We start from the raw sequence: 15,268 nt of genomic DNA, 5'->3' as shown, positions 1-15,268 counted from the left end.
TATTCCGACCTCTCACAAGAATTCAAAATCAAAGAACGTTGGATCCGAGCCATCATCACTATCATCCTAAAGCAAAGAAATACAAACACTTAGGAAAAATGTCGCCGGTTAAGCCTCAAAATCAATCATTTTTTTAAATGTCGCAGGGTCGGGAATTAAACTGGAATTAAGAAACGCCCCATCCTTAAGTTTAATAAGGTTATGGGGCGTTCAGGCAAGATACAGCTTCTTCAAGTCTTAGATGTCCGAGGTTTTTCCTCTTAAATTACCTCTTAAGCTCGTCAGCGTCTAGCTTCATTCAGGTCTCAAATCATTCTTATAATAGTCTCAAATCAAACTTCTCTTAACATCTTAAACCAAGACCTTAGATTCTTCCGTCAGATAATAAACCATAAATTCGAATTTCCAAAAAATAATATTCATACAAATTCTATAGAATCCTTCTGGGCAATATTGAAAAGGGGTATTTCCAGCATTTATCATCATATTTCCCTGAAATACCCTTAAAGATATATCATCGACGAATTCGCCTTACGTTATAATCATCAGGATGAGGGCGCTTTTGAGATTTTACTCAGTCGATGTTTTTGAGCATAATTTTCATAAAAACATAGTTCACTAATGCGCCTAATAAAAATAATCCAACTCTATCTAATATTGATACAGTTAATGCAAAACTTTTTGATATAGGAAAATTCCCTACCATTGTATTTCAATATTTAATAAACTTACAGGATAAATTACAAAAATATACATATCGATACTAATCTATAAAGTTATAGGATTGGTTATTGGTTGTACAAAACAAAATAAATTTCTAAAAATACCGTGTCTTCTTTCTGATAACTCTTTCTCGCGGCGTTTCAGTTCATCATCCTATTTCTTGAAAACCAGCTTTCTTTTTCTTATTCTCCATTAATTATCCATAAACTCATTAAATTCCTGTTTTACATCATTAATCTCTGTCGCAGCCTTACTTTTGAATTTTTCTCTTGTTTTAGCCAAGCTCCGCTTTCTCTATGAGACCGATCGTATAAAGTTGATACCTTAAATTTTCCGAAAACTTCTACAACACGTTCAATGGTATCATTAATTATTTCATCTTGAACATCATTATAATCTTTGAAATCTATTGAAATATCTAGATTTCCTTGATTATGCTCTTTATAAGTTGAAAGGGATAAAGGCCCGTAATTATCGCATACAGGCTTTTCATCAAATAATCCTTCCTCATGCTCTACCAAGTAAATACCATAAACCATATAAAGAAGTTTTTGAAGCTTTTGTAATATTAATCTAATAATCTTGTTTTTTGTTTCTTTAATGATAGCTTTTGCTATTTGTGTTGCTGATTATGCTGTACCCATAATATTTCTCCTATTATAACCCTCTTGTGTTATAATAAAGTTATTCTAAATTTTAATAAACTATTCAAATTTTGTCAGCAATAATCATATCATGGGAATTATCATCCTTCTTAAAGGATTACTTAATTTATAGATATTTTTTCACTAAAACAGATATAAAACACCTCTTGACAATATTCAAAATTCGATATAGAATATTATCGAACAACCTTTACTTGAAACTTTACTCCATGTATCTCTATTTCAGACGTACCATATCTTCACGGGATCGAATGCTATCAGCTTGCCTACAGCAATTTGTACGTTCAGAAGTGAAGAGATGGAGTATTTCATAACTCATAAAGGTTGTTCAAACGTACAAATCTGTGGGCTTTTTTGTATTTTAAAAACTCATTGTGTGTTTGAATTTTTTCTTAGGGACTGGTTATGAATAATAGACTTCCTTAATTATTAGTACCGTTGGAATTGGGACATTAAAATTAGGAGAAAAAACCAATGAAATTCAAAATGTTAATTATTGCAGAAGGAAAGCCCTCGGATACCAATTCTGTAATCAATCCCGACGGTTACTTTTATCAGGAAGTTAAACATAACATTTATAATATGTATTCTGTTTATCACAGAAACAAATGCAATATACACAAAACCTGCAGGCTCTTATCTACATTATTACGGAGTAATTTTAACAGCGGATAATAAATTAATGAAAGCTGAATATAAAACAAATCCTACTGCCCAGGAAGTAAGCAACGCGCAAAACACTTCTACATTCGATCAATTGTATGCGAGTTATCGTACTATCTCTAATATTGATTGGTCTAAAAACTCACAGTATCTTTCTTGCTCTCTACCTAAATCCAATCCTTAATCACAATAATCCCTTCATCCAAAATAAGATGAGAGGTTTATTTTTCCATTCCATTAGTTTTATTAGTCAATAGCGTTATATTTCCAATATAATAAAAATTGATTAAATAATATGTCTTGACAAAAAATTATTTCTATTTTAGAATATATTTGCTTACCCTTTAGACTAGATTACTGCACTACATATATTTCAAACATATACCATATATCCTGAAAAAGGATTTAATTACAACGCTCATAGCGGTTTGTATGTCCTATCGGATATATGGTTAATCATAGCTCTAAAGGGCAAGCAGCATGCAACCCTATGAGCTTTTTTATTTTAAACTCTTTCTATAAATAGGGTATATGCTATTAATTGAATATATTTTATTTATCAAAAAGAAATAAAAATGAAAAATTAGCATTCGCTTTTTATCATTTATGTTTCCTCTTATAGGTAAAAATAAACTTAATACTTGAATTTTTATGTTGATTAATTTTCTCTGTAGTTTGTTCGAAATGATATTGGCATAATTACATATATAATTTATTTTTAGTTAACAATACTCGAAATATATAAGATAAGGAGATCGAATTAATTGCAGAATAAGATGCAATATGACAATCTTTTACACTAAACAAGATTTTCTATTACTGTAGTGTGAATAAGAACATAAAAGTAAATCATTTGATTAGTAATAAATATATAAAAATACAAACGATAAATCGATCCAAAATCCAGAATAAAAATGTGTATCTAGTACAGACTGCTTTAATTTTAGATAATAGAGGGTAAATCTTATGAATCGCTTTTTTATTTTAATTTCTCCCATAGTTATGACATTAACTTTTTTCTTTAAGGAACAATTTCCTTATTATATGAATTGGGATTCTACTTTTTTATTTACAATAGACAGTTTACTTATAAATAGTAGAATGATGCCGGAACATCTTTTTCATCCGAATGCTTTTCCTTTATTTTTTGAATATTGGATTATTTTTCCTTTTGTAAAACTATTTAAACTTTTAAATATAACAACTATGTCAGAACTTCTTTTCTCTTTAAATCCTTATCCGGGTTTGGCTGAAATGGCCTGGTTTTTATTGATTTTAAGAATCTCTTATATTTTTATTGGATTTGGATTTCTCTATATGTTTTTCTGTAAATTGTTTAAAGATGACATCAAAGAGACTTCACTACAATATCGTATTGTTTTGTCTTTGTTTATATGTTATGCTGTTTTTTCCGGATATTCAAATATCGCATATACGATTACTACTATTCGTTATGAATCTATGGGGTTTATGCTTTGGGCTGCAGCAATGTTCGTGTCTTTATATGCTGCCGAAACTCAAAAAAAAAGATTCATTCTTGCTACAGGATTTTTGTCAGGGGCTGCCTTCATAACCAAACTAATATTTCTTCCTGGTGTTGTTCTGGTTGCCTTTACATACTATCTTCACAGCAAATCCTTAAAACAATCTTTCAATATCTCCTCAAAAGAAGCAAATCAGAGTATTATTTTTTCTATACTCTATTTCATTTTTGTTCTAGTTACTCTTCTGTTATTATTTTTTATGACTGTTACCAATAAAATACTTCCCAGTGCCTTTATGCAAACATTGAGCTCAAAACATATGGGCATTTTATATGCAATTTTTCCAATTTTTCTATCTTTCCAAATCATACTTGCTTTTATAAGTCGAAAGTATTTGGATGAATTTCCTTCGTTTGCCTATTATGTAAATAGATTAATATTATTCTCTATAATATTTTTCGTACCCATGCTCCTACTTTTAAGTTTGGGAAAAGGGATTCATATATTTTTGACTACATATATTTTTTCTTATGGCTTTGGACAAATATCAATGTCGCTAGAAACTGGACATGCCTCTCCTAATAATCGTATTAAAGATATAGGTCTTTACTTAACAGCTGGATATTTTATTATGTGTTGTATACTGTCTTTCCTCAAAGTTTATCCGGGTCAAAAGAATCCTAAAGTGTACAAAATCTCTGAAAATATGCTATTATTGTTTGGAATGTTATTAATGTCAAGACTTCTTCTTCGGATTCCAGGTGATTTTTCAACGTTTTTTATAGGCACTGCATTTCTTGTTGTCTTCAAAAACATAAAAAAATATATTCCTTACACTAAAAAAAGTGTTTTTTTAGTATCCATGGGATTTTTCTGTATTATTGGTTCATACTACCTTAATAAAAAATACCCTTTTTCTGCTTTAAATGATTTGTATGTTGGCAGTAATTACAATTACAGGAATACTGAATGGAAAAGTTATAGCTATGGATTTCTAGGATTTTCCTATCAAGACAAAATAACACGTACATACCTTTCGGATATAGCATGGAAACAAATTTTCTATTGGTCTAGAAATCCTGGCCAACTTACCAGATTAATTCATGACTCTTTACCAAGCAAACCTAAAATATCCGATACAGCGCTTATTCAAGAAAATGGAGTGCTCTCGTACCACAATGAAAAACTCACAACGCATTCTCCTGAACTTTCAGGAGCATTAGTATATGAGATTTCAGAGGAAAATTTTACTGTTTTAGCTCGATCAGATTACACATTTTATCTGGCTTTTTCTGAAGAACAGACTTTGTCAGCATCTAATCCAGAAATTCCAAGAATTGAACCTGTTTCGTTAACTTTCATTACGGATCAATCAAAATATCATCTCTATAAGATGATTCCTAGTAATAATCCTGGTGGACCTTTTAGTTTATCGTTAAAAAAAAACGGAACTAAAGCTTATCTGATCATCAAAGATGAAATGATGGCAACGATTTAAAATGGTATTCATGAGGACAATAAATGAAAAAACACGTTCCTAACCATTCATTTTTTGAATTATTCCCTAAGCGTTCTGAATCTCTATTGCTTATACCGACTTGGAATGAAGGAGAAAGAATTCAAAATGAATTGAAAACTTTGAAACAACACAATGTGAATACACAAGTGGATATTATTTTAATGGATGGAGGTACAACAGACGGTTCAATAGATAAAGAATTTCTGCAAAACATGGGGGTTCGAGGTGTGATAACGATTCTCGAAAAAGGTCAAGGACGAGCATATAGAACCGGATTTGCAAAAGCCGTCGAAGATAATTATTTGTATGTAGTGACAATTGATGGAAATAATAAAGATAACGTTGAAATTGTGCCTCAATTTGTGCAAAAACTCAAAGAAGGCTTTCATTTCGTTCAAGGGTCGAGATTCATGAAAGGCGGGTATCATAAAAATACCCCTTTAGCACGGCTTTTAGCGATTAAATTTTTCTCAAATCCCTTGTTGTCATTAGTTTCCGGAGTAAAATATACCGAAACAATGAGCGCATTTCGAGGATTTTCTATCGAAATATTAAAAGATACACGATTGGATTTGTTTCGAGATTGTTTTGTCACATGGGAAATCCAGTGGTATATTGCTTCGCGTGTTCCTAAATTAGGATATAAAGTAACAGAAATTCCTCAATCAAGAATTTATCCAAAATATGGTCCAACACCTACAAAAATAAATTGGAATGGTAATTTTCATATCATAATCCAATTACTTAAAGTAGCATTTGGTTGCTATAATCCAAAATAAGGGAATTTTAATGAAAATAGCTTTTATTACAGGAATTACAGGGCAAGACGGGTCTTACTTGGCAGAGCAATTATTAGACAAAGGCTATGAAGTTCATGGAATGATTCGTCGTGCTTCTAGTTTCAATACAGGCCGTATCGAGTATTTGTATTTTGATAAAATACTGCAGCATAAATCAACAAATCTTAAACTTCATTACGGGGATCTTACCGATTTTACTAGTATTTTCCTTCTTCTAGATCAAATTAGACCTGATGAAATCTATCATCTTGGAGCGCAATCTCATGTTAAAGTTTCTTTTGAAATACCGGAATATACTGCTGACAGTATTGCTTTGGGGACACTTCGTTTACTTGAAGCAGTGCGGGCCCTCAAATTGGGGAAAAATATAAAAATATATAATGCTGTTACTTCCGAGCTTTACGGACAGGTTCAAGAAGTGCCCCAAAAAGAAACCACTCCTTTTTATCCTCGTTCTCCTTATGGAGTGGCAAAGCAATATGCATTTTGGATTGCAAAAAATTTCCGTGAATCTTACGGAATACATGTTTCTAATGGAATTTTATTCAACCACGAAAGTGAACGCCGTGGAGAAACTTTTGTCACCAGAAAAATTACGATGGGGGTCGGAGATATTTTAGCAGGTATTGCAGATAAAATTTCCTTAGGTAACCTTGATGCCTTGAGGGATTGGGGATATGCTCCCGACTACACTAAAGGAATGTGGAAAATACTTCAACTTGATTATGCCGACGATTTTGTTCTTGCGACAGGCAAAATGCATAGTGTCCGGGAATTTTGTACTAAGGCTTTTGCTGCTGCAGGAATTGAAATAAAATGGAAAGGCTCAGGTATTGATGAAAAAGGTTATGATGCAGCCACTGGTAAGATATTAGTAGATATTGATATTAAATATTTCCGGCCGGCTGAAGTTGAACAATTGCTCGGCGATCCTTCCAAAGCTCAAAAAGAATTAGGATGGAATCCTACACAAACACCTTTTGATGAGTTAGTCCGTCGTATGGTTGAAAATGATATTAAATTATCTAGAAAAAAAGCTCTGGAAATTGCAGGAAAACAAAATGCATAAAAATGCCAGAATATACATTGCCGGTCATAGAGGACTGGCTGGATCTGCAATTATAAGAAAATTAACAGAGCTTGGGTATACAAATCTACTTTTTCGTACCTCTTCAGAACTTAATTTAATTGATCAGCAAGCTACTGAAGCTTTTTTCCTTGAACATAATCCTGAATATGTTTTTATGTGTGCTGGAATGGTTGGCGGAATTGCAGCAAACATAGCAAAGCCGGTCGAATTCCTCTATAACAACTCCCTTATGACAATGAATGTTATTTCTTCTGCACATAAAGCCCAAGTTAAAAAATTGGTCTATTTAGGCTCTTCATGCATTTACCCAAAAGAATGTCCGCAACCAATAAAAGAAGAATATCTTCTGACCGGTCTTCTTGAGCCAACTAATGAAGGATATGCTCTTTCTAAAATTCTTGGAATTAAACTATGTTCATATTATCGTAGGGAGTACGGCTGCAACTTTATTTCTGCAATGCCTTCTAACCTTTACGGACCTAATGATAATTATGATCTCAAAAGTTCTCATGTTATTGGGGCTCTTATTCGGCGTTTTCATGAAGCAAAAATAAACCAAATTTCTGAAGTAATTGTATGGGGTTCTGGCAAAGCTCGAAGGGAATTCACTTACTCGGATGACTATGCTGATGGTGTTATTTTTGCTATGAATCATTATTCGGATGAAATGCACATTAATATTGGAACTAATGAAGATATTTCTATTTCTGATCTCGCTGTATTAATTGCTGATATTGTCGGCTATACTGGAAAAATCATATTCGATACATCCAAACCCGATGGGATGCTTAGAAAACTCATGGACAGTTCCCGTATTTATTCTCTTGGCTGGAAAGCATCTACCTCTTTAAAGGTCGGCCTTAAAAAGAGTTATGCTGATTTTTTAGAGCGTTTGTCCAACAACACTCTTGGTACTGCTCATAAAATATAAGATAAAGGATTATCTATGAAGTATGAATTAGCTAGTTTAACATGGGATGAAGCAGAAAAAAATGCAATCCTTTCTGTTTTAGAAAAAGGCATGTATACTATGGGTGAAAAAGTTTCTCAATTTGAACAAGATTTTGCTGCATATAATCGCAGTAAATACTGTGTCTTTACAAATTCAGGATCTTCAGCCAATTTATTGATGATAGCTGCTTTATTTTATAAAAACGACAATCCCCTAAAAATAAAGGATGAAGTTATTGTGCCTGCTGTATCATGGCCAACAACATATTATCCTTTGTATCAATACGGATTGAAATTAAAATTCGTGGATGTAGATATTCATACGCTCAATTACGATCTTAATGCTCTACAAAATGCCATATCTGATAGGACTCGTTTGATTATGGCGGTCAATCTTTTGGGTAACCCTAATGACTATGAAACCATTCAAAAAATGATTTCCGGTAAGAATATCTATTTAATAGAAGATAACTGTGAAGCTCTTGGAGCAGAGTTCCAAGGAAAAATGGCAGGTACTATTGGTTTGATGGGATCTTATTCTACATTTTTTTCTCATCATATGGCAACTATGGAAGGAGGACCTATTTGTACGGATGATGAAGAGCTTTACCATATTTTGTTGAGCTTACGCGCTCATGGATGGACTAGAAATCTTCCTAAAGAAAATAAACTTTGCATAAAATCAGATAATGCTTTTGAGGAGAGTTTTCGTTTTATTCTTCCTGGCTATAATGTTCGGCCGATTGAAATGGAAGGTGCAGTTGGAATCGAACAATTAAAAAAACTACCTCAATTTATTAAAGAACGTCGAAAAAATGCTGCTTACTTTACAAAGATTTTTGAAAATGATGATCGCTTTTATATTCAAAAAGAAATCGGAACTTCGAGTTGGTTTGGCTTTTCTTTAATTATCAAGCCTGAAAGTGGCTTAAATCGTTTAGATTTAATAAAAAAACTTACAGAAGCTCAGATTGAAAGTCGTCCAATTGTTGCTGGGAATTTTGCTAAAAATGAAGTTTTGAGATTTTTTGACTATGAAATCCATAATAAACTTTCCAATGCAAACATTCTTGATAAATACGGATTTTTTATTGGGAACCATCAATATGATATCCGTGAAAAGCTAGACTATCTGAAAAAATTATTGGCTGATTTTCTTTAAAATAAATATAATTTTTGAATGATACTTCTTTACTAGAAAAATTAGAAAACCAAATATAATATAATTATAGACTTCGTCAAAAATAGATTATTCTTTGAATACAAAACAGAATTTAAGGATTTTGTGCAAAAATTTTGCAGGAAAATTTTTTTATATCTGAGAGCTAGGAATTATATTCAAATTAAAAAATAGTTTATCTCAATATGAGAAATCCTGTTGTAATCAAGATCTCAGATGTCTGTGATTTTCTTTTACATTATCTTTAAAGCTAAAAAGTCTAGACATATTGAATTAATCTTTACAATCAAATTTAAATGTTAAAACTTTGATGACTTCGCTGAAATATTTGAAAAATCAAGTAAAATCAGTACATTTATCTTATTTTAGTGAGTAATAGCATAATAATTTTACAAAAAATACTACATCATCATTTATTTTTTGGTTAATTTCTCCAGTTTTCTCTTGTAACTCTTTGTATTAGAGAATAAAGTATCCGAATTACAAAAAAGATTTACAACTTATTCTTCTAATCCGTTAGATTATAATTTCTTTCAACAGAATAAGTAGTGAAATTAACAAAAAAATTTTTTTAATATCAATAATATTGGATTTCCCTGAATAATTTTAAATCAATCATTTATCATTAGAGATATTTATTTTTCATACAATTTTCGCATACAAACAGCCAACATATTCCATATGGAAGTTAACTCTTATTAATTTATGTATAATACAGTGTTTAGTTAATCAGCCGTTAAAAGGATATATGAATCATCAAAATATGATGATATTCTATCCTTAATACTTGTTTTTTCAACTGCAAAAACATTTGACAAATAAGTGTATATTTACTATATTTTGATATATAAACAAAAATACTTTGAAAAATAAAAAAAATATGCTATAATAGCAAGTAAAATCCTAAAGAGCAATGGAGTAAATAATGGATATATCGTACAACAAGAAATTAAACATTGGAATTGCCGGTGTAGGTCATATGGGAAGATATCATGTTAACCTTTTGACCCAAATTGTAGATGTAAAAAACGTTTTTATTTTTGATATCAATAAAGAACAAGCCCAAAAAACAGCTCAAGAATATAATGTTATCTATTGTAATACTTATCAAGAATTACTTTCTAATGCAGATGCTGTTGTCATTGCTGTACCAACATATCTTCATTATGAATATACAATGGAAGCATTGGCATGTAATTGCCATGTTTTGGTAGAAAAGCCGATAACAGATACTATAGAACATGCTCGCGAAATGGATGAAACAGCTCGCAAAAAAAATCTTATAATGCACCTTGGACACGTAGAACGCTTTAATGGAGCAGTACAAGAAATTAGGAATTTATTAGATCATCCTTTCTACTTTCAAACTCAAAGAATTGGTTCAGTATCTCGCATTTTAGATGTTGGAGTTGTTCTCGATTTAATGATTCATGACATCGATTTAATTTTATCCTTTGCTAACTCAAAAGTAAGAGAAGTATCTGCTGCTGGTCAAAGCGTCATTACACAATTCGAAGATTATGCATTAGCATCATTATATTTCGAGAATGGTGTCGTTGCTAATTTAACAGCCAGTAGAGTCTCTTCTTTCAAAGCCCGAACGATGTCTATCTCACAAAAAGACAGTTTTATTTATCTCGATTATTCTTCCCAAGATCTTATGATATATCGTAATCCTGATAGCGAATATTCTGTATCTCAAGGTACAATAAAATATAGAGAAGAAAATTTAATCGACCGCGTATTTGTCCATAAAGAAAATCCTCTTAAACTCGAACTTGAATATTTTATCGCTGCCACTAATGGTAAAAGTAATGCTGAAGAATTTAAAAACATTCTCTGGGATTCTCACTCTAATTTATATACTATGGAAATAGCAGCCGAAATTCTTAAAGATATTGCCCGACAACAAAAATTATCTATATCTATAGCAAAATAAATGATCTTATTTCTTGTACTTCATATAAATTACTAGAAATATCTTGACTTTTTTCCCATGCAATAAGTAATTTGAAAACAGTTAATACAGTTTTTTCTCTAATTACATTTCTACCTCCAGTAAATAAATATTTGTATAAGCATCCTTCCTTTTGATTAACAATCCCAATAAATACCGTACCAATAGGTTTTTCAGGAGTACTCCCAGTTGGTCCGGCAATCCCAGTTACAGAAATACCATAAGATGACCCAGATTTCTTTAAGGCATTTTCTGCCATACTTTGCGCACAAGAAAAACTTACCGCACCATCCTGTTGAAGAATCTTTTCCGGAACTCCTAATATTGAAGTTTTAATAATATTATCATAAGCAATAATTCCTCCTAACAACACTTTTGAAGCCCCATCAACACTAGCAACACTAGCACAAATCAATCCAGCAGTGCAGCTTTCTGCAGTAAATATAGTTTTACCGCTAGCTGAAAATAATTCCACTATTTCTTTGCTCACTTCTTGTATCATAATACTCTCCATCCTAAATTTGTATTTGTTAATAAAAAAAGTTATAATTAAAATATATTTTAAGGAGTCTGATTATGCTTATCAATAAAAATCCACTCACAACAAAATCATGGCAGGCTCTAGAAAGCCATTTTCAGCATATGAAAAAAACATCATTATGCGATTTATTCCGTCAAGAAGATAGCCGGAACCCTAATCGTTTTGAAAAATTTCATATACAATGGGATAATTTGCTTGTTGATTATTCAAAAAATCTTATCAACGATACAACTATAAATCTTTTTTCTGAACTCGCCCAAGAAGTCCACCTTTCCGATGCTATAAATAAAATGTTTTCCGGTGATAAAATAAACGCAACAGAAAATAGATCTGTCTTACATACGGCATTACGAACGCCTAAAGACCATATTATTATGGTAGACGGAGAAAATATCATTCCTAAAGTTCACACTGCCCTCAATAAAATGAAAGAATTTTCTGATCAAGTTATTTCAGGGACATGGAAAGGATACACAGGAAAATCGATTCAATCTATTGTTAATATTGGGATTGGCGGTTCAGATTTGGGACCTGTGATGGTTACAGAAGCACTCAAACATTATGCCAATCATTTAAAAATATATTTTGTTTCCAATATTGATGGCACACATCTTGTTGAAACTTTGAAAAATATGGATCCAGAAACTACTCTATTCATTATTGTATCGAAAACTTTTACCACTCAAGAAACGATGACTAATGCCAATAGTGCTAAAGCTTGGTTTCTCCAACAGATAGATAATCCATCCGCTATTGAAAAACATTTTGTTGCAGTGTCAACAAATAGCCAAAAAGTATCCGATTTTGGTATTAATTTAGATAATATGTTTATATTCTGGGATTGGGTCGGTGGTCGTTACTCTTTATGGTCATCTGTTGGCTTGTCTATTGTTTTAGCGATTGGCTTTGAAAACTTCCGCAAGCTCCTGGATGGTGCTTATGCAATGGACCAACATTTTAGAAATACACCTTTTAATAAAAATATCCCGGTTATCTTAGCGATGTTGGGAATCTGGTACAATAATTTTTTTCATGCGGAGTCTCATGCTATTTTACCCTATGATCAATATATGCATCGTTTTGCTGCTTATTTTCAACAAGGCGATATGGAATCCAACGGTAAATCCATTAACCGCGATGGTCAAGCCATTTCCTACCAAACAGGTCCTATTATTTGGGGAGAACCAGGAACCAATGGACAGCATGCTTTTTATCAGTTGATCCACCAAGGCACAAAAATGATTCCTTGTGATTTTCTTGCACCTGCAAAAAGTCTTAATCCGATAGGTAATCATCATGAAATTCTATTGGCAAACTTTTTTGCTCAAACAGAAGCTTTAATGGTTGGCAAAACAAAAAATCAAGCGCTTGCAGAACTAGAAGCATCAGGTATCAATAAAAACCAAGCAGAAAAATTAGCTCCATTCAAAGAGTTCACTGGGAATCATCCTACTACTTCATTTTTATTTAAAGAGCTTACACCTTATACGCTAGGAGCGCTTATTTCCATGTACGAACATAAAATTTTTGTGCAAGGAATCATATGGAATATTTTTAGCTTTGATCAATGGGGAGTAGAGTTAGGAAAACAATTAGCAAACAAAATATTACCAGAATTAAAAGATAATATCCCTATCCATACTCATGATTCATCGACTAATGGCTTAATCAACACTTATAAAAAAATTCGGCAATAGCTATTCCACTTTAAATACAGAAACTGTATCTGTTAAAATCTGCTCTGTTTTTGCGACTTCTTGAACCGATTGCTGCACTTTTTCATTAAAAATACTAATTTCTTCAAACGATTCTCTTAATATTTTTACAGTAAGTGTAAGATCGTCAAAAGCGCTTTCCTGACTAATCATCGAGTCCCTAAGATTTTCAAAAAATATCATCAATACTCTCACTTGATTACGAAAATTCCTCGTAATAGTGCCTTGTTGAGCAGTAATAACAGAAGCACTATCTGTAATATTACCTAACTTTTGAAACTGTTGGATCATTTTTTGGATCACGTGATAAGTTTCATCAACCAGAATACTATTTTCATTTGTTACCTGTTCAGCAAAAACTGTCATTTCTACCGAACTGCGGATAATTTGTTGGATATCCACTAACTTTCTTGAAATATGTTCTACAGCTTTTCCTGATTCAGTAGCTAACGTACGTACTTCATTAGCCACAATAGCAAAACCTTTACCTGCATCTCCTGCATGAGCAGCTTCAATAGCAGCATTGATCGATAGAATATTTGTTTGCTCCGAAACATCTTGAATTAATACTAATATTTCATCAATATGTTCTGCTTCACGGCCCGCATCTTGGATTTTTTTACTGATCAACGTCATAGCTTGATTCATTTGAGTACTTTTTTCTAATGACTCTTGAATTTGACGCATTACCATACTAGCCGTCGACAAACTATGCGAACTTTGTTTTTTTATACTTTGAAACAATTGAATAATTTTTTCGATGCCATTCGATATATTATCGATGTATTGAAGATTAGATGACGTATCATTATATTTTTCACGCACATCAGCAATCAAACTACGCATTCCCAAAGCGATACTATCTACAGAATTGCTTAGTGGAGCTAATTCTTCGTTTTGAATTTTGGTGGACTGAGAAATTACATTAAAATTATTGGTCAAACTTTCAGTTCCTTTGAGAATTTCATCAGCGGCTTGTTTAAGTCTTATAATTTGACGCTGGAACTTTTCTAAAAATAAGTTAAAATTCGACGTAATAATCCCCCAAATACCTTCTGAATTAATATTAAAACGATGTGTTAAATCGGCACCGCCTTTGGAAAGAGAAACAAATTGATTTTGTAGAGGATATAAAGTTTTTCCTTCTATAATCTGTATTGCCATCACTAATAATACCGTTATCATCATAAATACAAAAAGTAATGCTAAAATCCAAATAAATTGCGACATCAAAGATGGTATCCGGGCATCATTTATCTCTGCATAATAAAAAAGAAAATCTAACACTCTCTTAAAAAACACAATAAAACTACCGAAGACCGAAATTACAGGGAAAAACCCCATAACATTGTCAAAAAAAGAAAGGTCACTTTTTGACATATGTTTAATATTTAATTTTTCACGAACTGGCATTGTTATGATTCGACACAAAAATGTATACAACAATGTCAAAACAAACCAATAAATTAAAATAAATATATTATCATTTATTATATAAGACCAATTTATCCCTTTATTGGCTACTTCAGGACGCACGTACAAAGTACCAAAACATAAAAGCATTAAAAAGGCACCACTCACATATAACATACTAAAGCCACCAAACATACGTTTTTTAGCTTTTTTAGGATTTTGCCCATTATAAATATAACGGAATACAGGAATCAAATATAATAAATACATAATAATATTAAGTAAATGCACTAAAAAAGTGAATAGTAGGCTACTCATTTCCCATGAAGTAAAAGGAATCGTCGTAGTGGTACCAATAATTAATGAAAATCGGGGAAAGAAAAAAATCAAATCAGAAAACAACGCAAAATAATTCCATAAAAAGATTAGTATTATATTAATAGGTAATGCAAAAAATATTTGATAACTGATAAGAATAAAAATTATTTTTATAATAAATAATTTATTTTGACGTCGTTGATAAGGGGTAATAATAATATTATTATTGATATTTTCCATAAAATTCTC

The 15,268-nt window shown here is 31.8% G+C and carries 11 protein-coding genes; 8 read left to right on the top strand and 3 right to left on the bottom strand.

What is annotated here, in order from left to right; translation table 11 throughout:
- Positions 1-309 precede the first annotated feature (309 nt).
- The gene (locus BM018_RS08305) at positions 310-507 is read left to right on the top strand and encodes a transposase (protein ID WP_200778569.1); all 198 of its coding nucleotides are present in this window, start codon (positions 310-312) and stop codon (positions 505-507) included.
- Between the two features lie 440 nt (positions 508-947).
- Here BM018_RS08305 and BM018_RS04990 read toward each other — a convergent pair whose 3' ends face one another.
- Positions 948-1,292, bottom strand: coding sequence for a Panacea domain-containing protein (locus BM018_RS04990; protein ID WP_268751011.1), 345 nt, complete (start codon positions 1,290-1,292; stop codon positions 948-950).
- 1,725 nt (positions 1,293-3,017) lie between these two features.
- Between BM018_RS04990 and BM018_RS04980 the strand changes: the two genes are divergently transcribed.
- From BM018_RS04980 to BM018_RS04955, 6 genes are all read left to right on the top strand, one after another.
- Positions 3,018-5,033, top strand: coding sequence for a hypothetical protein (locus BM018_RS04980; RefSeq protein WP_092319237.1), 2,016 nt, complete (start codon positions 3,018-3,020; stop codon positions 5,031-5,033).
- Between the two features lie 23 nt (positions 5,034-5,056).
- Positions 5,057-5,833 carry a glycosyltransferase family 2 protein gene (locus tag BM018_RS04975; RefSeq protein WP_092319235.1) on the top strand — a complete coding sequence of 259 codons (777 nt, stop codon included), beginning with the start codon at positions 5,057-5,059 and terminating at the stop codon, positions 5,831-5,833.
- Between the two features lie 10 nt (positions 5,834-5,843).
- Positions 5,844-6,923, top strand: a complete 1,080-nt coding sequence (gene gmd, locus BM018_RS04970) for a GDP-mannose 4,6-dehydratase (RefSeq protein ID WP_092319233.1) — start codon at positions 5,844-5,846, stop codon at positions 6,921-6,923.
- Complete coding sequence (locus BM018_RS04965) at positions 6,916-7,875, top strand: GDP-L-fucose synthase family protein (RefSeq protein WP_092319231.1); 960 nt, start codon at positions 6,916-6,918, stop codon at positions 7,873-7,875. Before gmd ends, BM018_RS04965 begins: the two co-directional genes overlap by 8 nt.
- A gap of 15 nt (positions 7,876-7,890) precedes the next feature.
- A complete protein-coding gene (locus tag BM018_RS04960) occupies positions 7,891-9,057 on the top strand; it encodes a DegT/DnrJ/EryC1/StrS family aminotransferase (protein ID WP_092319229.1) in 1,167 nt (388 codons plus the stop codon).
- A 943-nt stretch (positions 9,058-10,000) separates the two neighbouring features.
- Complete coding sequence (locus BM018_RS04955) at positions 10,001-11,014, top strand: Gfo/Idh/MocA family protein (protein ID WP_092319227.1); 1,014 nt, start codon at positions 10,001-10,003, stop codon at positions 11,012-11,014.
- On the opposite strand, the gene BM018_RS04950 is transcribed toward BM018_RS04955, so the two are convergent.
- On the bottom strand, positions 11,001-11,534 hold the full coding sequence (locus BM018_RS04950; RefSeq protein WP_159428188.1) for a CinA family protein: 534 nt from the start codon (positions 11,532-11,534) through the stop codon (positions 11,001-11,003). The genes BM018_RS04955 and BM018_RS04950 overlap by 14 nt on opposite strands.
- 74 nt (positions 11,535-11,608) lie before the next feature.
- Between BM018_RS04950 and pgi the strand changes: the two genes are divergently transcribed.
- Complete coding sequence (gene pgi / locus BM018_RS04945) at positions 11,609-13,270, top strand: glucose-6-phosphate isomerase (protein WP_092319223.1); 1,662 nt, start codon at positions 11,609-11,611, stop codon at positions 13,268-13,270.
- On the opposite strand, the gene BM018_RS04940 is transcribed toward pgi, so the two are convergent.
- Positions 13,271-15,259: a methyl-accepting chemotaxis protein gene (locus tag BM018_RS04940; RefSeq protein WP_092319221.1), complete on the bottom strand. Its 1,989-nt coding sequence runs from the start codon at positions 15,257-15,259 to the stop codon at positions 13,271-13,273.
- Positions 15,260-15,268: the final 9 nt, after the last annotated feature.

The organism is Brevinema andersonii (genome assembly GCF_900112165.1).
Classification (GTDB): domain Bacteria; phylum Spirochaetota; class Brevinematia; order Brevinematales; family Brevinemataceae; genus Brevinema; species Brevinema andersonii.
The sequence above is the reverse complement of the archived record's forward strand: the minus strand, read 5'-3'. Positions and strand labels throughout refer to the sequence as shown.